We start from the raw sequence: 21,180 nt of genomic DNA, 5'->3' as shown, positions 1-21,180 counted from the left end.
CATCAATCGAAAGTGGATGCATGCATCCACTTGTTGATGCCAGTAGTCATTTGTTGATAGATCCGCGTGCCAGGGGCATCAACTTTCGTTGACGATTCTGGCCTGCAATTTGAGCAGGCGGGCTACCCGAAGGGGCGTCCGCCAGAGTTTGGCGGCGGGGTCCCAGCGGGCGCCGGCGGCGCGTAGGGCGGCTTGCAGGTCGCGTTCGTGTACCTGCACCCGAAGGGCCACGGTGCGGTCCGTGCGGGGGGTGACGGGTTCTTCGGCCACCAGCAGCTCCACCGTGGTGTACCGCGTGCGACCGTTGTGGCTCAGACGGTGGCGCACGCCCAGCTGTTGGGGGCCAAAGCGCCGCTGCCAGCGCAGCGTGCCGGCGCTGCCGGGGTTGAGTTTGCGTGCCACCCGCGCATGGGCGGCGGGGTGTGGGCCGGGGTCTGGCGCTGCTGGGGCGCCAACAAGGTGGGGTTCAAACACGGGGCATCTCCCTGAGACTTGGGCCGCTTGCCCCTGGGGGGTCTTGTGGCGGCGGCGGGGCGGGGTGGTGGGGGCTTATGGGCCTTTCATGCCACGCAGGTGCGGTTTTTGCCGGTGCGTTTGGCTTCGTACAGGGCTTCGTCGGCCCGCTGTAGGGCGTCTTCGAGTTGCTCGCCTTTGCGGTAGAGCGTGGCACCGGCCGAGAAGGTGACGAAGACGTCTTTGCCTTCGTGCATAAAGAGCGAAGCGGAGAGGGCGCGCTGCAGGCGGCCGAGCACCTGCTGGGCTTCGTCCAGCGGGGTGTTGGGCAGCAGCAGCACGAATTCCTCGCCGCCAAAGCGGGCCACCAGGTCGCCGGGGCGCACAGTGGCTTGGGCGCGGGCGGCCAGGCCTTTGAGGGCTTCGTCGCCAGCGGCGTGCCCGAGGCTGTCGTTGAGTTTCTTGAAGTTGTCGATGTCCAGCAGCGCAATGGCCAGGGGCTGGTCTTCACGCTCGAGCTTGGCTTGTTCTGTGGCAAAGGTGGCTTGCAACCCGCGCCGGTTGGCCACCTGCGTGAGTTGGTCGGTTTGGACTTCTTCCGAGAGGCGGAGCAGTTCTTGCTCCAACTCGCTGACGCGGTCGGCCAGGGCGGTGGCGCGCTGGTGTTCGGTGCTGAGTTTGAGCTGGGTCTGCTGCACCAAGCCTTGAACGGTGCGGCTTTCTTGCAGCATTTCGCGCACGGCGCCGGTCAGGCTTTCGAGCGAATCGGCCTTTTCGATGACTTCGTTGTAGCGCCCCAAGTGCTGATGGAAGCGGTCGGTGTGCTCCCCCAGGGCGCCCAGGTCGGTGAGCAGGGTCTGCATCAGGCCCTTGAGGGCGTCTCGGGCGGCGCGGCGTTCTTCGCGCAAGGCTTGTTGGCGCTCTCGCGTCTTGCTGAGCCGTTCGGAGACGGCGCGCACGGCCAAACCGGAGAGCCCCTGGTCCAGGGCGTTGTTCATGGCCTGGGCTTGGCCCTGGGCCCACGATTCGTCTTCGCTGAGTTCGACCAGGCTGGCGCTCAGTTCGCGGCACAAGGCACCCAGCTGCACGGCGAGGTGCTGCCGGTGCTCCAGCATGCGGCGGGCTTGTTCGCACAGGCGGGCAATGGCTGCGGCCCGTTCCGGGCTGGCGCCGCCTGATTGGGCTTGCGCATGCTCGCGGGCCAATTCGCTGAGCAGGTCTTGTGCTCGCTGCACTTGGGCGGCCGGCTCGCCACCGGGTTGCAGTGCGGTGTGCACGGTTTGGTGCAGGCTGTTGCCGATGTCGCTCCACCGGTCGGCCGGCAAGTTGAGGCTCAGGCGCTCAAGCGGGGCGGCGGGTAGGGCTTCGTTGGCTGCCGCTTGGCTTTCTTCTTCACTGAAGAATTGGCTGGGGGTGCCACCGGCTTCGTCCTCCGGCCGGGCTTGCAGGGTGTCCACGGTTTCACCCGCTTCGTCGCCATCCCAGCTGACTACCAGTTGGCGAAGCCGGCGAATGAGCCGGCCGCCGTCGCTGCGGTTGGTGCTGAGTACGCGCTGCAGGCCGTCTTTCTTGCGGGCCACGGTCCATTGCCGACCGCCGCGCTCCAGCCCCCGAACCAGCTTGTCCACGGTTTGCGCCAGGGCTTCGCCCTGGGCAGCCGGGCCGTCGCTGGAGAGAATGCGTTCGGCCCGCTTGAGGGCTTCTTCGTACTGGCCCAGGCGCCACTCACGCTGCAGCTCTTGGCGTTCGGCGAGATCGGAGACGCCCAGTTGCAGCAGCCGCTGCAGCGCGGGCTGGGCCCGTTCGGGCAGGCCGCTGTCGGTGGCGCCGCCAGTTTCTTGGCCAGATTCAATGGCATAGGCCCGGGCGTAGTTCTCGGGGGTCGGTTCCAGTTTGGCCATGGCCAAGCGCCGCAACGCTTGCTTGGCCACTTGGGCGGGTGGCACGTTGGATTCGGGCATGGCCGAAGCTTATTGCAAAGGGCCGGGGGGCAACACGAATCCGGGCGGCACGGGAGGCGGGGCTTCCCCGTCTTGCACGCAGTCACGCAACCACTCCGCCTTGCGGGGACGAAGTTGGGTTTCAACCCAGCGTTCCACTTCGTCGCCGGGCATGGGCTTGGCAAACAAGTAGCCCTGCATGACACGGCAGCCCAGACGGCGCAGCACGTCCAATTGGCGGGGCGTTTCCACCCCTTCCGCCACCACGCTGAGCCCGAGGGAGCGCGCCAGCGCAATGATGGCGGTGACCACCGCCGCGCCCTGAGGCGAAACCCCCAGGTCGCGCACGAAACTGCGGTCGATCTTGAGCTCGGACAGCGGCAGGCTGGTCAGGTACGAGAGCGAGGAGTAGCCCGTGCCGAAATCGTCGATCGAGATTTCGACACCGATGGCCGTCAGGCGGTGCAGCGTGGGGATGACCGCGTGCAGGTCTTTCATCAAGCCGGTTTCGGTGATTTCCAGCTTCAGGCTGCAGTGAGCGACGCCGGCTTGGCTGACCGCGTCGTGGATTTTTTCAACCAGGTCGGGCCGCTCAAACAGGCGGTTGGGCAAGTTGACGGCGATGGCTTGATTCAGGCCCAGACGGTCTTGCCAGAGGCGGGCCTGCCGCGAGGCCTCCGCCAGTGCCCATTCCGACATGGGCAGGATGAGGCCGGTTTCTTCGGCCACGGGGATGAAATCGCCCGGAGGCACCAAGCGGTCGCCGCGCTTCCAGCGCATCAGGGCCTCAAAGCCCACAAGTTGGCCCTGGACGGCGTCGACCTTGGGTTGGTAGTACAGCACCAGCTCCTGGCGTTCCAGGGCGCGGTGCAGGGCCGATTCGAGTTCCAGGCGCTCGCGGCCCAGCCCGCCAAGCTGGGGCGAGAACTGCGCGGAGCCATTGCGCCCTTGCTCTTTCACGGCGTACATGGCCATGTCGGCACTGCGTAGCAGGTCGGCCACCGTGCTGCCGTCGCGAGGAAAGAGGGCAATGCCCACGCTGGCGGTCACAAAGCAATCTTGGCCGGCCACAAACACCGGCTCGGCCAGGGCGTCCAGCACCCGAGCGGCCACACGCTCAGCGTCTGCCTCGCTCTGGACTTCGGGGAGGAGGCAGACGAATTCATCGCCGCCCAGACGCCCCACGGCCTCAAGCGCGCGGTGGTTTCGGCCACTGCCGGCCTCCAGCGCACCTTCCGAGACTTGATCGGAGTGGCGAACACAGGCGCGCAGGCGCCGGGCGATTTCAATCAGCAATTCGTCCCCGGCGGCATGGCCGAGGGTGTCGTTGATGTTCTTGAACCGATCCAGGTCCACCAACAGCATGGCGGCAATGTGCTCTTTGCGTCGCGCGGCATCCAAGGCCCGCTCGGCCCGCCACATCAATTGGCGGCGGTTGGGCAATCCGGTCAGGGCATCAAAGTGAGCGAGCTGGCGAATCTTGTCTTCAGCATTGCGGCGGTCGGTGACGTCCTGGACCACGCCGGAATACCCCAGGAACTGCCCGGTGTCGGCGACGATGGGTTCGGCTTCGACATGCAGCATGCGCGTGCGGCTGAGCTTGGCGCGGATCGTCATGTCGGTCACGAAGGCGCAGTGCTGTTCGCGCACGTCGCGCAGCAGCAGCGTCAGCAGCCCTCGTTCCGCGCGCGGCACCATGCGCAGCAAGCGACTGAGGCCCCATTCCGAGTCACGCAGCGCCAACACCTGGCGGGCTTCGTCCGAGAAGTGGATGGTGTGACCCACGCGCCACTCGAAGCTGCCCATGCGCGCGAGGGCCTGAGCCCTTGCCAAACGCGTTTGTGAGCGCTCCAGCTCCTGACGGGTGCGGGCTGAACGCAGCAGGTATCGCAGCCGACCCGCCAGCAAGCTCCATTGCCGGCTCTTGATAAAGAAGTCGGTGGCGCCCACCTCGTAGGCGTGTTCGATGGAGGCGTCATCGTCCAATCCGGTGAGCATGAGCACGGGGACGGATTCACCGTGGGGAACCTGTCGCAGGCGGCGGCAGGTTTCAAAGCCGTCCATGCCCGGCATGAGGGCGTCCAGCACGATCAAGTCCGGGGTGGTGGCTTCCAGGGTAACCAAGGCCTCTTCGCCAGAGGTCATTTCCACCACCTCAAAGCCACGCGCGCGCAGCGCGGCCGCCGTGGCCATGAGCCCGACTTCATCATCGTCGACGATCCAGAGCAATCCCAGCTCTGTGGCGGCGGCTTCCGTCATTTCAATGCGCGCAGGGTCTCCAGCAGGTCGGCCAAGCCCGCGCGTGCCAGCGCCAGCTCGTCCGCCAGGCTGTCGACCTGGCCCTCCTTGCACTTGTGTTCAATGCTCTGCCACGCCGACGATAACCCCAAAGCCGCCAAGTTGCTACAACTCGATTTGAGGGTGTGGGCGGCGCGGCCGATGCGAACCCAATCCGGACCGGCCGCCATGGCGGCGTCCAATTCGGGGAGCAGGCGAGCCAAATTGCGTTCAAACGCGGCCGTGAGCCGCGCCAGCAGTTGCTGGCTGCCGTCAGGATCCAGCGCGCGCAGAGCTGCCAGCGCTGCGGCATCCAACTCAACCGGAGCAGGGGCGGCCATGCCCGCTCACTCCAGCTGCATGGCCTTGTTCAAGGCTTGCAAGATCGCGGCATTCAGTTCCGCGGGGCTGATCATCAGCGTTTCCGCGGCGTCGCGATAGTCAAAGGCCGACTCGGATTCGATGGCGCGCACCAGTTGCAGATAGGGCTGATAGGGGCCGGTTTCATCGACCAGAGCTTGGCGGACCCGTTCGGGGCAGGGAATGGACTCCAGCAGTTTCTTGAACGGCGTCTTGAGCAGATGGTCCAGCAGCGAGAACAAGCCGCAGATGAACATTTCGTCCTTGGCGTCGCTGTCCTGCAAGGTTTTGGCCAATTCCTCCATCAGCAGACCCCGGCGCAAGGCGGCCCACATGACGGGACGCATGGTGGCATCCTTGCTGGCCGTGGCAAGCAGGAGGGCGAGCCAGCGCTTGAGACGGTTCAACCCGAGCAACATCAAGGCATGGCGGAAGGACGTCACCTCCACCGGAAGACCGAACGCGGCGCTGTTCATGTAGCGCAGCAACTTGAAAGCCAGCCCCGGGTCGCGCTTGAGCGTGGCTTCCATCTTCTCCGTGGACTCCCCCTGGTCGACTTGGCCCATCAAAATGATGATGACCTGCAGGTCGGAGCTGACTTCAGCCTTCACGGTCGCACCGGGCGGCGGTTCATAAGGCCCTTCAACCGGCAGCCCGAACGCGGCTTGCGCACCGCGCTCAAAGGCCTCGTTGGCTTCGGTGGCCGCATGCACGCCCGTGCACCAGGGGGTGAGTTTGTTGGGGTCTTGGACACCCTGCCGGAGCTCGTCCAGGCTCCATTCAGCCGCTTTGAACGCGGCGCGCTCGGGTCCCAGCGGTGTTGACACTTTGCCGCTGAGCAGGTGGCCTTTGGTGGCCGTCAGCCGCGTGGCCAGGCCCCCGGCCAAAAAGGCGGGTACTTCCAAGGCCACGGTGCCGGGCAGGGCGGCATCCAGCAACTCGGTCAGGGCGGCCTCTTGGGGCACGTTCAGAACCAGGGGCTTGCCGGGCAGGGCCTCCTGCAAAACGGCCAGCAGGCCGGCGGTGTCGACCTGAACGTCGGGTTTGAGCGGAATGCAACTGAGGCGGGTGGCCAAAACCTGTCGCTGCTTGTCGTACAGCGGCGCATAACCCAAAGCCAGCGGCGCCAAAGCCGGGTGCTTGAAACTCATGACCTACGGACTCCTGGTCGCGCGCCGCTTAGCCAGCGCTGACCCCAAAGCAAGCGCGGCGCGTCAGAAATTCAAGTACTGGAACAAGGTCAGTCGCTGAACTGCAGCATACGACCTCAAAGCGGCGTCGTAACCGCTCTTTTGCGTCTCGAACCGTGAAATGGCCTCGGTCATGTCCAGGTCTTCGGCGGCACTGCGCTCGCTCTGGTTGTAGAGCTTGAGCCCAGCGAGGCGGGTCTCCGTTCCATCCAGCAAGTTGAGTTGTTCGCCCACCAAGCTGCGGACGTTTTGGAAGTGCGCCAAAAACTGATCAATGTCGCGCAGGCCAGCGGCATTGCCTTGGTGAATCTCAGTGCCGCTGCGCAGGGGCGTGCGCAGCTCGCCAATGATGCGATCCAGCACGGGGAAAATCTTCAAATCGTTTTGCGAAGGCGCAATGCTGAAGCGGTCCCCAGGGGTGGCGGTACCGGACAGGGTGATGGCCATGCCGTCGATTTCCACCGACTTGCCGGGCACCCAATTCAGCAACGGGCCGGTCACGGCGCTCGTGGTGGTATTGGTGATCAGCAGGCCAGGGAAACCGGTGGTACCGACGACCTCAATCACGTAGTCATTCCCCGTGAGCGCCGTTGGGTCGGTGACGCGGCCCGAGTCAATCCACATCGTCGGCGGGTTGCCGGTGACGCTGTTGGTCAGGGCGCCTGTGATGTAGCTGCCATTGCCGCTGCGGGCTTGTTCCCAGGCTAGCCGTCCGTCGACGGTGAGGGCAAAGTTGTCCATGTTCCCGGTGGTCAGCGTGCCGGCCACGCCGTTGAACCGTACGCCGGTGGCTTCGTCCAGGAAAGGCGGCTGGCTGGCCCCTTGGCCGCTGAAGATGTACCCCCCGCTGCCGTCGGGGCGGTTGGCAATGGAGAGCAACTGGTCGCGCAGCCCGGCGATCTTGGCGGCCAAGCCCACGCGCTCGGCATCGCCGTAGCTGGCATTGCCCGCCGCCACGAGGGACTCACGAATCTGCTGCAACAGCTCACTGCCGTCGCCCAGTGCGCCTTCAGCCAGGATCATGCTGTTGCGGCTGGCCTCCAGGGCGCGTTGATTGGCCTCCGCTCGGCCAATGGCAGTGAGGGCCCGCTCCACCCGTGCGGCGCCCGTGGGGTCGTCGCTGGCCGCCGCGACTTTTTTGCCCGAGGTCAGTTGGACCTGGGTGGTTTGCATCTCGATCTGGCGGCGCATCAACTGGGCAACCGAACCGTCATAGAGGTTGGCGGTGGAAACACGCATGATCAGCTCCCGACAGTGCGGATGAGTTCGTCAAACACGATTTGAGCCACTTGCATGACTTTGGCGGCGGCTTGGTAAGCCTGTTGGTATTGGAGCAAGCGAGCCGCCTCCTCATCCAAATTGACGCCTGCTTCGGCCGCGCGTGCGGTGTCGGCTTCCTGCGCCACTTTGTCCGACATTTCTGCGAGGTAGACCGAGCCCTGAACACGGGCCCCGATTTCCCCCATGGCGGCCGAGTAGGCATCGTTCAGCGTGGCGCCTGCGGAAATCTGGGAGGTCAATGGGTCCAGTTGTTTGCCAACGAACGCCTCGGTCTGCAAGGCCAGGAATGCTTTGGCATTGCCATTGTTCTGGCCCACAAACTGGGTCACGCTGAGGTCGATCCAGTCGTTGGCCCGCGGCACGCCATTCAGGTGCAGTTCAAAACCGAGCGCAATGCCGGTTTCATTGCCGATGGGCTGCCCCGCGCGCCAGGTGCCGTTCAGCGTGCCGAAGGGGCCGTTCAAGACGTAGTCCACACTGCCGTCGCCATTGACCGTGGTGAACTGCACCGTCGCTGGCAAATTGGTGGTGGTGAAGGTCGCCGGGTCGACCGCGTAAATGCGATCCAGCGTTGCCGTGCCGGTGTTGCTCACCCGCAGTGCACCACTGATGGGGCTGGCCGCTGCAATGCCCGCTGGGTTATCAAAGGCCCGCCGCATGTCGATGGCCGCCGTGGCCACCGGTTCAAGGCGGTAGGTGTCCAGTAGGCCCGGCGCGGCGGGTGTGAAGGTGATTTGGAAGCCATCGACGATGTCGCCGTCGGCGACGGTTCGCACCAACCCGTCGCTTTCCCGCGTGAGCAGGTAGGTGCCCGGGGCGCTGGCATCCTGCTTCAGGGTGTAGGCGCTGGCCTGCAAGAAGTCGGGGTCCACGCGGGTGATTTGCACACCGGCCACGAAGTTCCCTGTGATGTCCTTGGCATTGGTGCTGGCTGGCATGACTTTGGCCGCGCCGATGCGGAACAAGTCTTCACCAGCCACCGGGGGTGTGCCCAGGTTCAAGCCCAAGGACTGCTGGGTGTTGACCCGCATGGCCAGCGCCGTGGCCAACTGGCCCACGTAATTGCGGGCATCTTGGAGGTCTTCGTTTTGAAAATGAACCAAGGCCGCGACCGAGCCGCCTTGAAGGACGTTTTCGTCCAAAGCCCGCGTGCCACCGGCTTGCACCAAGGACACCTGCACGCGCAGCGCGTCGTAGGGGTCGGGGGTGAGGGCCAGCTGCTGGGCTTGGTTGCCCAGAACGAGCAGTTGCCCACCGCCGATGAACACACTGAGGCTGCCGTCGTCGGCGCTGAGGGTGCTGACGGTCAGGTACTTGGAGAGCTCGTACACCAACTGATCGCGTTGATCGAGCAGGTCATTGGCGGCGTGGTCCCCACCCGAAATGCGAGCAATTTGCTGGTTGGCGTTGGCAATCTGCGTGGCCAGCTGGTTGACCACCTGCAAGCTGGCTTTGAGATCGCTGACCACACCGGCCTGCAGCTCGGAGAGTTGCTGGCCTGCATTCGAGAAGCGCGCGGCGACCTCCTGCGCGCGGCCCAGCACCACCTGGCGGGCGGCCGGGTCGGAGGGGCGGCTGGTCACGTCGACCATGGCGTTGAGCAGACTGCCCATGGCGGCCCCCAAGCCCTCATCCCCCGGGGGAAAGAGTTTGTCCAGCCGCTGCATGTTGAGCATGCGCGTCTCGTCACCCGAGGCGGTTGAGCGCGAAACCTGGGCTTCTTGGGTGAGGAATCGGTTGTAGACGCGGTTGATGGTGTCCACCATCACGCCCTTGCCCTGAAAACCGGCCCCGGTGAACTGGGGCGTGGCCGTGGTCAAGACCGCGGTCTGCCGTGAGTAGCCCGGCGTGTTGACATTGGCGATGTTGTGGCCAATGACATTGATGGCGCTTTGACTCGCGTTCATGGCGCGAGCGCCGAGATTGAGCAAGAGGGAGGCGGCCATGGGGTTACTCCGGATCTATTGGCTTATCGGCAGGCCGAAATGTCAAGCAAGGGCGCGCTGCACGCGAACTGTGGTGTTAATCACGCGGGCAAGCTTGTTGGCGTAGTCCGGGTCGGTGGCATAGCCAGCGCGTTGCAAATGTTTGGCAAAGGCCGCGGCGTTGTCGGGGGCCGCCTGGGCGCTGGCCACGGCTTGGGCGTAGCGCTGGTTGCCGGTGAGCAGGCGCGCGTAGTCGCGGAAGCTCTCCTGGGGCGAATCGTAGGCGCGGAATTTCGCAACCACCTTGCGCGCCTCGCCATTGATGTATTCGGTGGTGGTCACTTCCGCCACTTTGCCCTTCCAGCCCGGACCGGCCTTGATGCCGAAAAGATTGTTGGCGGGCGTCCCATCGGTGGCCCGCATCCGCGCACGCCCCCATCCGGTCTCGTGCGCCGCTTGCGCCAACATGAAGTCGGCGGGCAGACCACTTTCCTGTGCGACCGCCCGGGCAGCGTCGCCATGCTGCTGAATGAACCGCGCGGCGTGGGTGGGCACGTTTTTCTTGGCCAGGTCCGGAAGGTTTTGAGTCTCCTTCACCAAGCCACTCAAGGCGCCGGCGGGGGCGGGGGGCGCTGCGGACGGGAGATTTCGACTGAGTTGGCGCTCGATGGCGGCTGAAAGCCCACCCGGCAAACCACTCATTTGGGTGGCGAACTGCTGGTCGAGCATTTCCGTACCCACTTGCGTCAACCGGTTTTCCAACAGCCCCGACTCCATCGTGGCGGCTCGCATGCGTTTCATGACTTCATTCATGAAGAGCGCTTCAAACTGCTTGGCGGCTTCCTTGGTGGCCGTTTGCGGGTCGCGCGAGGCTTGAGCCCGTAGGGCATCGATACCTTGCGGGTTGAGTGCGAAGGTGGCCGGGTTGAGGCTCATATGACCTCCAATTCAGCTTGCAAAGCACCAGCGGACTTCATGGCTTGAAGAATCGCCAGCAGATCGGTGGGCGTGGCACCCAGGGCGGACAGGGCTTTGACCACGTCAGCGAGTTTGGTGCTGGCGGGCATTTGAACCAGGGGGCCCGGCTCTTGTTTCAGGGAGATGTCCACTTTTTCCGTGACGGCCGTCTGGCCCTGAGAAAACGCACCCGGTTGGCTGACCTGCGGGGTGCTGGTGATGGTGACACTCAAATTGCCATGGGCCACCGCGCACGGCCCCAGGGTCACGGCCTGGTTCATGACCACCGAGCCCGTGCGGGCATTGATCACGATGCGGGCTGCAGGGGCGGCCAGATCAAAGGGCAGGTTCTCAATGTCGGCCAAGAAGCCGACTCGCTCGTCCGGGGCGGTGGGGGCTTTCACCCGAATGACGCGTCCATCCAAGGCCTGGGCGGTGCCCGCACCTTTGGCCTGATTGATGGCATTGGCGACGGCGCGGGCCGTGGTGAAGTCGCCGCTGTTCAGGTCCAGTTGCAGAAACTCGCCTTGGCTGAGGGCTGTGGGCACCGCGCGTTCAACGGTTGCACCGGCCGGAACCCGGCCCGCTGAGAGGTGGTTGATCTGGACTTTAGATCCCCCCGCAGAGGCCCCCGCGCCGCCAACCAGCAGGTGTCCCTGGGCCAGCGCATAGATCTGGCCATCTGCGCCCTTGAGCGGGGTGGTGATCAGCGTGCCACCCCGCAAGGATTTGGCATTGCCAATCGAGGCCACCGTGACGTCGAGTTGCTGGCCGGGCTGCGCGAAGGGGGGCAACTGGGCGGTCACCATGACGGCGGCGATGTTGCGGGGGCTGGCGGTGACGCCGGGGGGCAGGGTGATGCCGAACTGCTGCAGCATGGCCGTCAGGCTTTGCCCGGTGAAGGGTGACTGCGTGGTTTGGTCCCCGGTGCCGTCCAAGCCCACCACCAACCCGTATCCGGTCAGCGGGTTGGACCGCACGCCGGCCACCGACGCGACCTCTTTGACGCGGGTGGCCTGCGCCGGCAAGGCCAGCGCCATCAGCAGGGTGATCAGCAGCGTTTTCATGGTCGAGCAGTTGAGGATGGGCTCGACCGAATCTTGGTCTTCTTTAGGTCGGCGAAAGGCTTAAGAAGAACCGGGAAAGCCAGCCGATTCCATGCAAGCCCTCGGCCGGCCCCCGTCCACGCTGTTCAATCCGAACGTTGGCGACCGAAGTGGAGTCCACCACGTTGCCGGCGCCGATGGCACGGGGATCGACCTGACCGGAGAAGCGCAGCACATCCACGTTGTTGTTGACGCCGATTTGCTTCTCCGCGGTGATCAGCAGGTGGCCATTGGGCAGCACGGCCTGAACGATGGCGGTGACCGTGCCGGTGAACTCGTTGCTGTTCTGGTTGGACCCCTTGCCCGTGGTCTTGTTGCCGCTCTTGGCGCCCACACTGGCGCGGCCCAGAACCTTGGCCGCATCCAGGCCGGGCAGCCCGCTGATTTCGCCCGACAGCGACCCGCTGCGGTCGGCTTCCGAGGTGGAGCTCTGCGATGCGCTGATTTTTTCCACGATGGAAATCATCAGCGTGTCGCCAACCAGCCGTGCCCGGTGTTGTTCGAACAGGGGGCGATAGGTGTTGGCGTTGAAGATGGCGCCGTTGCGCGGTTGGGCTTGCGGCAGATCGGGTAGCTGAACCACCGGCGGCGGGTCCATTTCGACCCGGGCATCACTCAAGGCGGCGCAGCCCGTCAAAGCGACCGGAAGGCAGAGCCAGAGCAGGGTTTTCATGGTCTTACCTCAAATCTGCGACAGGCGCTGCAGCATCTGATCGGAGGTCTGCACGGCCTTGGAGTTCAGTTCGTACGCGCGTTGGGTCTGGATCATTTGCACCAGCTCTTCCACGACGTTGACGTTCGAACTTTCCACGAAGCCCTGTTTGATCGTGCCCAGGCTGTTGCTGCCGGCGGCACCCACCTGCGGGGCGCCGCTGGAGGCGGTTTCTGCAAACAGGTTGCCGCCCAGCGGGTCCAGGCCATTGGGGTTGATGAAGTTGGCCAGTTGAACTTGGCCAATGCCCTGCGGCGTGGGGTTGCCCGGCAGCACGACATTGACGGTGCCGTCCGAGCCCACGGTGACCGAGAGTGCCGTCGGGGGAACGGTGATGCCCGGCATCAGCGTCTCGCCGTTGTTGGTGACGATGATGCCGTTGGCGTCGACTTTGAACGTGCCATCCCGCGTGTAGGCCGTGGTGCCATCGGGGCGCTGAATTTGGAAGAAACCCTTGCCGGTGATGGCCATGTCCAGGGCGTTGCCGGATTGCGCCAGGTTGCCCTGGGTGAACACGCGCCCGGTGGCGGCGGTGCGCACCCCCAACCCGACTTGCAAGCCGGTAGGTAATTGGGTTTGTTCGGTCTCGGCCGCGCCGCTTTGGCGCAGGTTCTGGTACATCAAGTCCTCGAACAAGGCCTGTGAGCGCTTGTAGCCATTGGTCGAGACATTCGCCAGGTTGTTGGAAATGTGATCCAGCTGGGTCTGCTGGGCCTCCATGCCGGTCTTGGCAATCCAAAGGCTGCGCATCATGATGAGATCCTTTTGCCTTGATCAGGTGGGCGACAGCAGCTTGGCCGAGACTTGACCCTGGGTCTGGGCCAGGCTCAGCAGCTTCATTTGGTGTTCAAACTGACGGGCGGCGGAAATCATGGCGACCATGGTTTCCACGGCGTTGACGTTGGAGCCTTCCAGCACGCCCGTTTCAAGACGGGCGGTGGGATCGGCCGGCAGGGGGTCCGCCGCGCGAAACAAACCGTCCTCGCCACGCTGCAGTTGCCCTTCGGGGGTAACGAGTTTGAGTCGCCCCACATTGTTCGGTCGGCCTGTCGCCCCTTTGGCGGTCACCGTGCCGTCCTCTCCGATTTGCACTTCGGTATTGGGCGGAATAGTGATGGGTCCGCCATCCCCCAAGACAGGCAGACCGCCCCGAGTGACCAACAAACCTTCGGCGTTGATATCCAGGGCACCGGCCCGGGTGTAGCCCTCGGTTCCATCCAGACCCTGGACGGATAACCAACTGCGTCCTCGAACGGCCACGTCGAGACTGCGGGCCGTGGTTTGCAGGGGTCCGGATTTTTCGTCGTACCCGATCGTGGTTTCCAGCGTGAAGACGCGGGTGCTGGCGCCATCGCCCTGCACGGGCACGGCCCGAAAGGCCTGCAACTCGGCGCGAAAGCCGGTGGTGCTGACGTTGGCCAGGTTGTGCGCGAGCACCTCCTGACGCTGCATCGCCGCCTTGGCTCCCGCCATCGAGTTGTAGATCATCCGGTCCATGGTTCAGCCTCGATCAGCGCAGATTCGTGATGGTCTGCAGCACTTGATCCTGCGTGCGGATGGTCTGGGCATTGGCCTGGTAGACCCGCTGCGCGGTGATCATGTTGACCAGTTCCACGGTCAGATCGGTGTTGCTGTCTTCCAAGGCGCCGGCTTGCAGCCCGCCGAAGTTGCCGACGCTGGGGACGCCCAGCACGGGATCACCGGACGCGAAAGTGGAGGCCCACACGTTGCCGCCCAGAGGCTGCAGGCCCTGAACATTGCGGAAGTTGGCCAGTTCAATTTGCCCCGCCGGTTTGGTTTGGCCGTTGCTGTAGCGCGCGGTGACGATGCCGTTGTTTTCGATCAGGATGCCACTGAGCTGGCCAGGCGCGTAGCCGTCCTGCAGCACTTCGCTCACCGAAAAGGCCGAACCGTTTTCGGTGATGCTCAAGAGGTTGACCGAGATGCCGGCGATGTCCAGCGCTGCGGCACCCACCGAGTTGGTGCTCGGCGGAATGTCCATGTTCAGCAGGGCGGCGGGATCCGCGGTGGGGTCGGGCGTGATGGGCAGGCCGCCCGTCTTCGGGAAGATGAGGGTCGTCCAGGGCTTGTCCGGGTTGCCGTCCGCGTCGGGCGTGATGGCCGAGGCGTCAGACGCTGCAAGCAGCGAGGTGCCGTTGGCCGTGGCGTAGACGTGCCATTCGGTCTCTCCAGTTGCCGCCGTGGCACCCTTTTGGAAGTACAGCGTCAAGGCAATTTCCTGACCCTTGGCGTCGTACACGGACAGCGAAGTGGCGTTGTTGTAAGTCGTCGGGTCGTTCAAGATCATGCCGGTGCCTGCCCCGGTTTGTGCCAGACGCGAGTCCAGGTTGAACTGCAGCTTGATGCTGGAAGTGACCGCTGGGTCAATGCCGCCTGTGGGCAACTGCAGGGGCTGGGCAATCCCGGGCTGGATCACCCCGGTGCCGTCGGCCGGGTAACCCATCAATTTCAAACCATCGTTGTTGACGATGTTGCCGGCGCGGTCCAGCTTGAATTGCCCGTTGCGGGTGTACAGGCGGGGGTTCAATCCGTCCGTCACCTGAAAGAACCCCTGGCCATTGATGGCCAAATCCATGGGGTTCTCGGTGGTGCTGATGTTGCCCTGCGTGAACTGCTGGGCCACCGAGGAGAGCACCACCCCGATGCCGGTGTTGGAGGTGCCGGCACCACTGAGCGTTGCGGCGTAGATGTTGCTGAACTCGGCGCGCGAGGCTTTGTAGCCCACGGTGCTCGCGTTGGCGACGTTGTTGCCGATGACGTCCAGGCTTTTGGCGGCCACATTCAGGCCGGAGAGACCTTGTTGGAAACCCATGGCTGTTCCTCGTTAGTCCACAGAAAGAATCTTGTCCAGACCGATGGTGCGGCCCGAGGCAAGGATGAAATTGAGGGCGCCCCCCTCGTTGTTGAGCGCCATGACGGCATCGCGCGAGAACGTTGTGCCCTTCACTGGGGTCGTACCGCGCGTGGCCTTGAGTTTGAAATTGAGTTCGACGGCGGGGTCCAGGCCTTGTCGATCCCAGACGAAATCGTGTCGACCCGCTCCTAGCGTGCCCAGATTCAAGGTTTGGACGACGGTCCCTGCAGCGGTCGTGATGTCTACCGACACCTGATCGGCTGCGGTGTCGAGTTCAAAACTCCCCACCGCGCCGTCCTCCAGCACTTGAAGGCGGCTGCCCTCCGTGGTGATGTTGCGACCAATCATGGCCACGCCTTGCAGCGTCTGGGCCTGAGTGGCTTGCGCCGCCATCTGATCCAAGCTGGTGCGCAGGTTTTCGATTCCGGTCACGGTTTGGATTTGCGCAATCTGGGTGGTGAGCTGCGCGTTCTCCATGGGGTTCATGGGGTCTTGATTGCGCATTTGTGCAACCAGCAGGGTCAGGAACCGGTCCTGGTTCTCCTGGGCCTTGGCAATCGCATCACGACCGGACTTGGCGGCGGTGTTGGTCGTCGGGGCGTTGATGGTGTTCAGATCCAGCGCCATGATCACTGTCCAAGCTGTAAGGTCTTTTGCAACAACACTTTGGCGGTGTTCATGACCTCAACGTTGTTTTGATAGGCCCGTGACGCCGCGATCATGTTCACCATTTCCTCCACGCTGTTGACGTTGGAGTAGGTCACGTAACCCTGACCGTCGGCTTTGGGGTGCTTGGGATCAAAGATTCGCCGCCCTGGCGCTTCGTCCTCGCGGATGTCGGTCACCTTGACGCCCGCCGCACCGGGGTCGACCGAGCTGCCATCACGGGCGCCCATGAGATGCGTTTGAAACACCACCTGGCGCGCTTTGTAGGCTTGGCCATCGGGCCCCGCGACGGTGTCGACGTTGGCGAGGTTGCTGGCCACGACATTGAGGCGCTGGCTGTTCGCCGACACCGCACTGCCGCTGATATTGAAGATTTGAAACATCGACATGGTTCAGCTCCTACGCTCAGCCCGGCGAGTTGTGGGACTTCATGGAGTCGAGCATGGTGCGCAACGAGCCGTTGATAAAGCGCAACGTGGCCTCGTATCGCAGGCTGTTGTCCGCGAACGAAGCCCGCTCCCGGTCCATGTCCACGCCGTTGCCGTCCAAATTGGTTTGCGCTTGAAGGGCAAACTCCCGCGTGCTTTGCACCAGGCCGCGCCGACCTTCGGCGGTGGCCGCATTGGGCGCGCTGGCGCCCGCGGCGTCGGTGGCCATTTGCAGCGCCTTGGAGAAATTGAACTCTTGAGCTTGGTACCCCGGCGTGTCGGCGTTGGCAATGTTCCCGGCGAGCATGCGCTGACGCTCGGCCCGCAGCAGCAGGGCCTGGGTTTGAAACTCGAGTCCGGTGGTGAGCCGATCCAACATGGCGTTTCCCGGGGGCGGGGTAGACCCTCAGAGGGGCGATGGCGTCGATTCTGGTGAGGGGCGCTGAAATCTTGAGCCGGATAAAGAGGGCTTTTGGGGTGCATTTCGTGACCTCGTTCGGGGTCTCTCTCCCTAGAGTGCGGCGCATGAAAGCCGTTGTCGTCCTCGCCATGGGCTGGGTAGTCGGGTCACACGCCCAGGCCAGCCTGTTGCCCCAGTGGCGGGCCGATCTCCAGCGGCTGACGGAGGACGCGGTTCGCGCCGCCGTGCCCGCGCCCGCTCAATCCAGTGTGGAGGTCGGGGAGCCTGACAGTCGGTTGCGGCTGGCTCCGTGTGCGCAGGTTCAAGCCTTTGTGCCCCCGGGGCAAAGTCTGTGGGGTCGCAGCCGGGTGGGTTTGCGCTGTCTACAGGGCGCGGTCCGTTGGTCGATTACGGTCCCCGTTCACGTGCGGGTCCTGGCGGAGGCTTGGGCAGCCACGCAGCCCTTGCCGGCCGGTGCCACGCTGGGCTTGGAGCATGTGGTTCGGCGGCGGGTGGAGTTGACGGCCGAAGTGTCCCCCGCGCTCGCCCAGGCGGAGCCTCCTGTGGGACGCGTGTTGGCTCGCCCGATCGAAGCGGGAGATGCGGTGCGGCAGCATCACCTGCGCCAACGCCAGTGGTTTGCGGCCGGCGCGCCGGTTCAGCTGCGCTTGGCGGGTGCCGGGTTCTCGATCCGCACCGAAGGACAAGCCCTGACACCGGGGTGGGAAGGGCAGACCGTCCGGGTGAAACTGGAAAGTGGCCGCACCGTTTTGGGGCAGGCTGTTGGGCCCCATGAGGTGGAACTTCCATGGTGAGCGGGGCAAATACCCCTAAAGTTGCGTCTTCCGGGGCCGAAGTAGCCCCCAAGACCCTGGCATGCGGGCTGGGGTCTTGAGCGAAGGAGCTTTCAAATGGAAGTCGGCAACACCCCCAACCGTCCGGTCCCCACGCCGGCCCAAGATCGAGCGTCACGGCCCGAGCTGTCGCCTCAGGCGGGCCGGGCAGCGGCCCAGACGGTGCAGCCCAACCAAACCGGTGCGCGCCCCGAGCCGATTCAATCCAATCCCCCAGCCAGCGCTCAGGTGGCGTTGTCGCACAGCGCCGTCCAGTTGCTGTCCGGTGGGGACGAACAGGAAAGTTTTGACACCGCCAAGGTGGAGCGCCTGTCGCGCGAAATCGAGGAGGGCCGTTACGAAGTCAATGCCGAGCGAGTGGCCGATGGCCTGCTGGCATCGGCTCAGGAGTTGTTGAATCGCCGTCCGAACCAGACCTGAAGGTTCGCGCATCCGTCCGTTTCGGGTGGCGGTGCGGGCCTTAACCAGCTGCTATCGCCATGAATCGTTCACTTACTTCTTCGCACAGCGCAGCGCCTCGCTCTATCGAGGGGCTGCTTTCTGATTTGGAATCTGCGCTGGCTGGGGTTCATGAAGCCCTGGTGCAACGAGACGCCGACGCCTTGGAGCGCCACAGTGTGTCGGTGCAGCGCCTGATGGCCCATGCGCTGGCGGGTGCCCGGCAGCAAGCGTGGTCGACCCAGGAGCGCCAGCGGCTCGCTCGGGCCGGGGCGCAGATGGCGGCGCAGCGGGTTAGTTTGTCGCGCGCGACGGCCGCCCTGGATCGGGCCCTGGACACGCTGATGCCCCGCGAACCGCTGGGGCTGTACGGTGAAAGCGGCCGCGAGCTCAAGCGTCGATCCAGCGGGGACAGCGTCAGCGCCTGACGCCTGCCCATTTACGCGCCAGTGTCGCGCGTGGCCCGCTGCCGCACCCGGTCCAAGTACGCGTGGCCGTCGGGGGGCAGGCCGCTGCGCTGGCTTTCCCAAATCATTTCGCCCAAGGCGTCCATCGCCACATGATGGGCTTCATGCAGGCTACCCAGGCGCGCCGCGAGCAGTTCCACCGCCTGCCGAATCCCCGCAGGCTGATCAATGGACAGTTGCTCCGCCAGCGTCAGGTGCATGGCCAGGTGCAAGAAGGGGTTGGTCTTCCCGTCTTCGACGCGGTAGTTCAAGGCGAGCGCCGTCGCCTCGTCTTCGAGCTCTGGGAAGTACTCGGGATGGGCGGCCACCCAGGGCTGGGCCACTTTCTGCATGGGGTCGAGCGGGAGCCCCTGCCGCCACTGGCGATACGTGGTGCAAAAGAAACGGCGGACGTCCAGTTGGGAAGGCGTGTACATGCCGGCATTGTCCCTGGGTCCCGGGGCACACCAAAGGGCCTAGGATCCAAGGCTACGCAGGAGGGGCGCTATGGGCGTGATCGTGGTGGCCAACGCCAAGGGGGGTGTTGGCAAGAGCACGGTGGCCAGCAATGTGGCGGGCTACTTGGCCCGACAGGGCCACCGGGTGATGTTGGGGGATGTCGACGCGCAGCAGTCCGCTCGGCATTGGTTGCAGTTGCGGCCCGAGGGCTTGCCCACCATTGAAAGCTGGGCGGTCGAAGGAGATCGCCTACGCCCGCCCAGTGGGGTCCAGTGGGTGGTGCTAGATACGCCGGCCGGTTTTCAAGGCCGCCTGCTGGAGCAAGCCGTGGGTTTAGCTCAGCATGTTGTGGTGCCCTTGCAGCCCAGTTTGTTTGATGCGCAGGCCACATTGCCGTTTGTTCGAACCGTGCAGAAACTGGCGGGCAAGCGCAAGGTGCCGCCGGCCATTGGCTTGGTGTCCGTGCGTCAAAAGGAAGGGACACAGTCCAGTCTTCAGTTGCAGCAGTTCCTCGCGGGAGCGGGGCTGGAGCCGATTGCGGCGATTCGTGATACCCAGAACTATGTGCAGTTGGCGGCCCGTGGCCTGACCCTGTGGGATGTGGGGCCGAGCCGGGTCGAGCGTGATCTGGAGCAGTGGCAACCACTGCTGCAGTGGTTGGGGGTGTAATCGCCCATGCGACTGCTCTTGGTAGACGACCATCCGCTGATCTTGTTGGCGGTTCGAACCCTGCTGGCGGACTTCAAGCCGGCGGTGGATGTGGTGGCCGCCGGTACCGCCGCGGCGGCCCGTGAGATCTTGGCGGGGTCGCCGCCGGTGGAGTTGCTGTTGTTGAATTTGCAACTTCCGGGGGAGGATGGCTTTTCGCTGCTTGACGAATGGCGCGAAGCCCATCCGGCCGTGCCCATTGCGGTGATGTCGGGCTCGGACTCCATGGCCGACGTCATACGGGCCATCGATCAGGGCGCGATGGCCTATTTGCCCAAAACCAGCCACCCGGAGTTGATGAAAGAGGCCCTGGAACTCGTGGTCAGCGGGGGCATCTATGTCCCGCCGATGCGCATGACCGGGGTGCCGCCACCGCAGCCAGGCGAAAAATGGGTGCCGCCGGACCCGCCTCCGCCCCCCGCCTTGCCCGTGGGTGCCGTTCGCCCTTCAGCGCCCGCCTTGACGAGCCTGCCAATCACACCGCGGCAGCACGAAGTGCTCAAGGGTTTGCTGATGGGCAAGCCGAACAAACTGATTGCGTCTGAGCTCAAGATTTCCGCGGACACGGTGAAAGACCATGTCCAGGCCATCTTCCGCGCACTGGGCGTGCGAACGCGCACGCAGGCCGTGTTGGCGGTGAGTCAGTTGGCCGAACGTTGAGCGCTGCGCACGTAGATCGGTGCAAAGGCCTCGGCCTGGGTCAGCTCGATCAGGCCCTCACGTGCCAGTTCCAGGGTGGCGATAAACGTCACCACCAGCACTTGGGGGCCGCGCATGACATCAAAGAGCTGCTCAAACCCCAGATAGCGATGGCCTTGCAGGCGACGCAACACCACGCCCATGTACTCGCGGACGCTGAGGTGTTCGCGCGTAATGGTGTGATGTTGGTGGAGCTTGGCGCGGGCCAGAAGGTCTCTCCAGGCCTGGGCCAAATCGTCGGGTGACACGGTTTCGTACCGCGGCTCGTGACTGAAGTCGGCGCGCACTTGGGGGCGCCAAAAATCCCGCCCCAAGAGCGGCAATTGGTCCAGTTTGACCGCGCCCAGCTTGATCCGCTCGTATTCGAGAAGGCGCCGCACCAACTCCGCTCGCGGGTCTTCAGGTTCGTGCCCATCGTCGGCTCGGTGCACAGGCAGGAGCAGCCGCGACTTGATCTCAATGAGCATGGCCGCCATGAGCAAATACTCAGCGGCCAGCTCCAAGTTGTGGCTGCGAATCTGTTCGACGTACTGAAGGTACTGGGTCGTGACCTCCGCCAGCGGAATTTCAAAAATATTGAAGTTTTGCTTGCGAATCAGGTACAGCAACAGGTCCAGCGGCCCCTGAAAGGCCTCCAGAAAAACTTCCAGTGCATCCGGTGGGATGTACAGGTCTTGGGGCAGCTGGAACAGAGGTTCGCCGTACAAGGTGGCCAAAGCCACTTGATCAACGGCATCGGGCTGTAACGGCGGGGCGACAGCCAGCGAATCGGTGGATGGCAGAACCAGCTTGTCTGCGGCCTCACTCACCGTGCGACTGGTACACGTACGGCTGCTGGGCGACCCGAGCGGTCTTGAAATCTGCCTGCTGTTTTAAGTCCAGGCTGCGGTCCCACAGCAAATTCCGGCCGGCGCGCTGCTCCGCTTCCAAATTCGGGTTCTGTGCCCGCAAACTTTGGATCAGTTGCGTGGTGTCGGACGTGTAAGGCTTCCAGAAGCAATGCATG

The 21,180-nt window shown here is 64.2% G+C and carries 24 protein-coding genes; 5 read left to right on the top strand and 19 right to left on the bottom strand.

From position 1 onward, the window contains the following. Positions 1–78: 78 nt before the first annotated feature. From I7X43_RS11945 to flgB, 16 genes are all read right to left on the bottom strand, one after another. Positions 79–474 carry a hypothetical protein gene (locus I7X43_RS11945; protein ID WP_198101164.1) on the bottom strand — a complete coding sequence of 132 codons (396 nt, stop codon included), beginning with the start codon at positions 472–474 and terminating at the stop codon, positions 79–81. A gap of 86 nt (positions 475–560) precedes the next feature. Beyond that, on the bottom strand, positions 561–2,414 hold the full coding sequence (locus tag I7X43_RS11940) for a GGDEF domain-containing protein (protein WP_198101163.1): 1,854 nt from the start codon (positions 2,412–2,414) through the stop codon (positions 561–563). 9 nt (positions 2,415–2,423) lie between these two features. Beyond that, positions 2,424–4,652 carry a putative bifunctional diguanylate cyclase/phosphodiesterase gene (locus I7X43_RS11935; RefSeq protein ID WP_198101162.1) on the bottom strand — a complete coding sequence of 743 codons (2,229 nt, stop codon included), beginning with the start codon at positions 4,650–4,652 and terminating at the stop codon, positions 2,424–2,426. Next, a complete protein-coding gene (locus I7X43_RS11930) occupies positions 4,649–5,011 on the bottom strand; it encodes an Hpt domain-containing protein (protein WP_198101161.1) in 363 nt (120 codons plus the stop codon). The genes I7X43_RS11935 and I7X43_RS11930 overlap by 4 nt, the downstream gene beginning before the upstream one ends. Before the next feature lie 6 nt (positions 5,012–5,017). After that, complete coding sequence (locus tag I7X43_RS11925; RefSeq protein WP_198101160.1) at positions 5,018–6,181, bottom strand: EAL and HDOD domain-containing protein; 1,164 nt, start codon at positions 6,179–6,181, stop codon at positions 5,018–5,020. Positions 6,182–6,244: 63 nt separating this feature from the next. Beyond that, positions 6,245–7,459: a flagellar hook-associated protein FlgL gene (flgL, locus tag I7X43_RS11920; RefSeq protein ID WP_198101159.1), complete on the bottom strand. Its 1,215-nt coding sequence runs from the start codon at positions 7,457–7,459 to the stop codon at positions 6,245–6,247. A 2-nt stretch (positions 7,460–7,461) separates the two neighbouring features. Next, positions 7,462–9,447: a flagellar hook-associated protein FlgK gene (gene flgK, locus I7X43_RS11915; protein ID WP_198101158.1), complete on the bottom strand. Its 1,986-nt coding sequence runs from the start codon at positions 9,445–9,447 to the stop codon at positions 7,462–7,464. A 42-nt stretch (positions 9,448–9,489) separates the two neighbouring features. Beyond that, entirely contained in the window at positions 9,490–10,362 is an 873-nt protein-coding gene (gene flgJ, locus I7X43_RS11910) for a flagellar assembly peptidoglycan hydrolase FlgJ (RefSeq protein WP_198101157.1), read from the bottom strand. After that, positions 10,359–11,450, bottom strand: a complete 1,092-nt coding sequence (locus tag I7X43_RS11905) for a flagellar basal body P-ring protein FlgI (RefSeq protein ID WP_198101156.1) — start codon at positions 11,448–11,450, stop codon at positions 10,359–10,361. The genes flgJ and I7X43_RS11905 overlap by 4 nt, the downstream gene beginning before the upstream one ends. Before the next feature lie 43 nt (positions 11,451–11,493). Further along, entirely contained in the window at positions 11,494–12,162 is a 669-nt protein-coding gene (locus I7X43_RS11900; RefSeq protein WP_198101155.1) for a flagellar basal body L-ring protein FlgH, read from the bottom strand. Between the two features lie 9 nt (positions 12,163–12,171). Continuing rightward, positions 12,172–12,954 (bottom strand): flagellar basal-body rod protein FlgG, encoded by a 783-nt coding sequence (gene flgG / locus I7X43_RS11895; RefSeq protein WP_198101154.1) that lies wholly within the window; start codon positions 12,952–12,954, stop codon positions 12,172–12,174. A gap of 21 nt (positions 12,955–12,975) precedes the next feature. Further along, positions 12,976–13,698 (bottom strand): flagellar basal-body rod protein FlgF, encoded by a 723-nt coding sequence (flgF, locus tag I7X43_RS11890; protein WP_198101153.1) that lies wholly within the window; start codon positions 13,696–13,698, stop codon positions 12,976–12,978. Between the two features lie 13 nt (positions 13,699–13,711). Beyond that, entirely contained in the window at positions 13,712–15,034 is a 1,323-nt protein-coding gene (flgE, locus tag I7X43_RS11885) for a flagellar hook protein FlgE (RefSeq protein WP_198101152.1), read from the bottom strand. Between the two features lie 12 nt (positions 15,035–15,046). Further along, entirely contained in the window at positions 15,047–15,703 is a 657-nt protein-coding gene (locus tag I7X43_RS11880) for a flagellar hook assembly protein FlgD (RefSeq protein WP_198101151.1), read from the bottom strand. A gap of 2 nt (positions 15,704–15,705) precedes the next feature. Beyond that, the gene (gene flgC, locus I7X43_RS11875) at positions 15,706–16,131 is read right to left on the bottom strand and encodes a flagellar basal body rod protein FlgC (protein ID WP_198101150.1); all 426 of its coding nucleotides are present in this window, start codon (positions 16,129–16,131) and stop codon (positions 15,706–15,708) included. A gap of 16 nt (positions 16,132–16,147) precedes the next feature. Next, positions 16,148–16,549, bottom strand: coding sequence for a flagellar basal body rod protein FlgB (gene flgB, locus I7X43_RS11870; RefSeq protein ID WP_198101149.1), 402 nt, complete (start codon positions 16,547–16,549; stop codon positions 16,148–16,150). Between the two features lie 146 nt (positions 16,550–16,695). Here flgB and flgA point away from each other — a divergent pair, with 146 nt between their 5' ends. The 3 genes from flgA to I7X43_RS11855 all read left to right on the top strand — a co-directional run bounded on the left by flgA (position 16,696) and on the right by I7X43_RS11855 (position 18,290). After that, positions 16,696–17,385 (top strand): flagellar basal body P-ring formation chaperone FlgA, encoded by a 690-nt coding sequence (flgA, locus tag I7X43_RS11865; RefSeq protein WP_198101148.1) that lies wholly within the window; start codon positions 16,696–16,698, stop codon positions 17,383–17,385. Positions 17,386–17,481: 96 nt separating this feature from the next. Continuing rightward, positions 17,482–17,844, top strand: a complete 363-nt coding sequence (flgM, locus tag I7X43_RS11860) for a flagellar biosynthesis anti-sigma factor FlgM (RefSeq protein ID WP_198101147.1) — start codon at positions 17,482–17,484, stop codon at positions 17,842–17,844. A 59-nt stretch (positions 17,845–17,903) separates the two neighbouring features. Continuing rightward, a complete protein-coding gene (locus tag I7X43_RS11855) occupies positions 17,904–18,290 on the top strand; it encodes a hypothetical protein (protein ID WP_198101146.1) in 387 nt (128 codons plus the stop codon). 11 nt (positions 18,291–18,301) lie between these two features. On the opposite strand, the gene I7X43_RS11850 is transcribed toward I7X43_RS11855, so the two are convergent. Continuing rightward, positions 18,302–18,745, bottom strand: a complete 444-nt coding sequence (locus I7X43_RS11850) for a DUF1841 family protein (protein WP_198101145.1) — start codon at positions 18,743–18,745, stop codon at positions 18,302–18,304. A 70-nt stretch (positions 18,746–18,815) separates the two neighbouring features. Between I7X43_RS11850 and I7X43_RS11845 the strand changes: the two genes are divergently transcribed. Next, positions 18,816–19,436, top strand: a complete 621-nt coding sequence (locus tag I7X43_RS11845) for an AAA family ATPase (protein ID WP_198101144.1) — start codon at positions 18,816–18,818, stop codon at positions 19,434–19,436. A gap of 6 nt (positions 19,437–19,442) precedes the next feature. Beyond that, entirely contained in the window at positions 19,443–20,135 is a 693-nt protein-coding gene (locus I7X43_RS11840; RefSeq protein WP_198101143.1) for a response regulator, read from the top strand. Here the strand turns inward: I7X43_RS11840 and I7X43_RS11835 are convergent. Together I7X43_RS11835 and I7X43_RS11830 are read right to left on the bottom strand one after the other, a co-directional pair. Next, on the bottom strand, positions 20,117–20,983 hold the full coding sequence (locus I7X43_RS11835) for a segregation and condensation protein A (RefSeq protein WP_375140394.1): 867 nt from the start codon (positions 20,981–20,983) through the stop codon (positions 20,117–20,119). The genes I7X43_RS11840 and I7X43_RS11835 overlap by 19 nt on opposite strands. Further along, positions 20,976–21,179 (bottom strand): DUF3460 family protein, encoded by a 204-nt coding sequence (locus I7X43_RS11830; RefSeq protein WP_198101142.1) that lies wholly within the window; start codon positions 21,177–21,179, stop codon positions 20,976–20,978. Before I7X43_RS11830 ends, I7X43_RS11835 begins: the two co-directional genes overlap by 8 nt. Position 21,180 lies beyond the last annotated feature (1 nt).

This window comes from Inhella gelatinilytica (assembly GCF_016093295.1).
Taxonomy (GTDB): Bacteria; Pseudomonadota; Gammaproteobacteria; order Burkholderiales; family Burkholderiaceae_C; genus Inhella; species Inhella gelatinilytica.
The sequence above is the reverse complement of the archived record's forward strand: the minus strand, read 5'-3'. Positions and strand labels throughout refer to the sequence as shown.

Coding starts and splice junctions, on each gene's coding strand:
- I7X43_RS11935 (WP_198101162.1), bottom strand. CDS start 4,652: ATGACGGAAGCCGCCGCCACAGAGCTGGGATTGCTCTGGATCGTCGAC.
- flgE (WP_198101152.1), bottom strand. CDS start 15,034: ATGGGTTTCCAACAAGGTCTCTCCGGCCTGAATGTGGCCGCCAAAAGC.
- I7X43_RS11855 (WP_198101146.1), top strand. CDS start 17,904: ATGAATCGTTCACTTACTTCTTCGCACAGCGCAGCGCCTCGCTCTATC.
- flgJ (WP_198101157.1), bottom strand. CDS start 10,362: ATGAGCCTCAACCCGGCCACCTTCGCACTCAACCCGCAAGGTATCGAT.
- I7X43_RS11880 (WP_198101151.1), bottom strand. CDS start 15,703: ATGGCGCTGGATCTGAACACCATCAACGCCCCGACGACCAACACCGCC.
- flgF (WP_198101153.1), bottom strand. CDS start 13,698: ATGGACCGGATGATCTACAACTCGATGGCGGGAGCCAAGGCGGCGATG.
- I7X43_RS11830 (WP_198101142.1), bottom strand. CDS start 21,179: ATGCATTGCTTCTGGAAGCCTTACACGTCCGACACCACGCAACTGATC.
- I7X43_RS11940 (WP_198101163.1), bottom strand. CDS start 2,414: ATGCCCGAATCCAACGTGCCACCCGCCCAAGTGGCCAAGCAAGCGTTG.
- flgB (WP_198101149.1), bottom strand. CDS start 16,549: ATGTTGGATCGGCTCACCACCGGACTCGAGTTTCAAACCCAGGCCCTG.
- flgM (WP_198101147.1), top strand. CDS start 17,482: ATGGAAGTCGGCAACACCCCCAACCGTCCGGTCCCCACGCCGGCCCAA.
- flgK (WP_198101158.1), bottom strand. CDS start 9,447: ATGGCCGCCTCCCTCTTGCTCAATCTCGGCGCTCGCGCCATGAACGCG.
- flgA (WP_198101148.1), top strand. CDS start 16,696: ATGAAAGCCGTTGTCGTCCTCGCCATGGGCTGGGTAGTCGGGTCACAC.
- I7X43_RS11840 (WP_198101143.1), top strand. CDS start 19,443: ATGCGACTGCTCTTGGTAGACGACCATCCGCTGATCTTGTTGGCGGTT.
- I7X43_RS11900 (WP_198101155.1), bottom strand. CDS start 12,162: ATGAAAACCCTGCTCTGGCTCTGCCTTCCGGTCGCTTTGACGGGCTGC.
- flgC (WP_198101150.1), bottom strand. CDS start 16,131: ATGTCGATGTTTCAAATCTTCAATATCAGCGGCAGTGCGGTGTCGGCG.
- I7X43_RS11845 (WP_198101144.1), top strand. CDS start 18,816: ATGGGCGTGATCGTGGTGGCCAACGCCAAGGGGGGTGTTGGCAAGAGC.
- I7X43_RS11850 (WP_198101145.1), bottom strand. CDS start 18,745: ATGTACACGCCTTCCCAACTGGACGTCCGCCGTTTCTTTTGCACCACG.
- I7X43_RS11930 (WP_198101161.1), bottom strand. CDS start 5,011: ATGGCCGCCCCTGCTCCGGTTGAGTTGGATGCCGCAGCGCTGGCAGCT.
- flgG (WP_198101154.1), bottom strand. CDS start 12,954: ATGATGCGCAGCCTTTGGATTGCCAAGACCGGCATGGAGGCCCAGCAG.
- I7X43_RS11905 (WP_198101156.1), bottom strand. CDS start 11,450: ATGAAAACGCTGCTGATCACCCTGCTGATGGCGCTGGCCTTGCCGGCG.
- flgL (WP_198101159.1), bottom strand. CDS start 7,459: ATGCGTGTTTCCACCGCCAACCTCTATGACGGTTCGGTTGCCCAGTTG.
- I7X43_RS11925 (WP_198101160.1), bottom strand. CDS start 6,181: ATGAGTTTCAAGCACCCGGCTTTGGCGCCGCTGGCTTTGGGTTATGCG.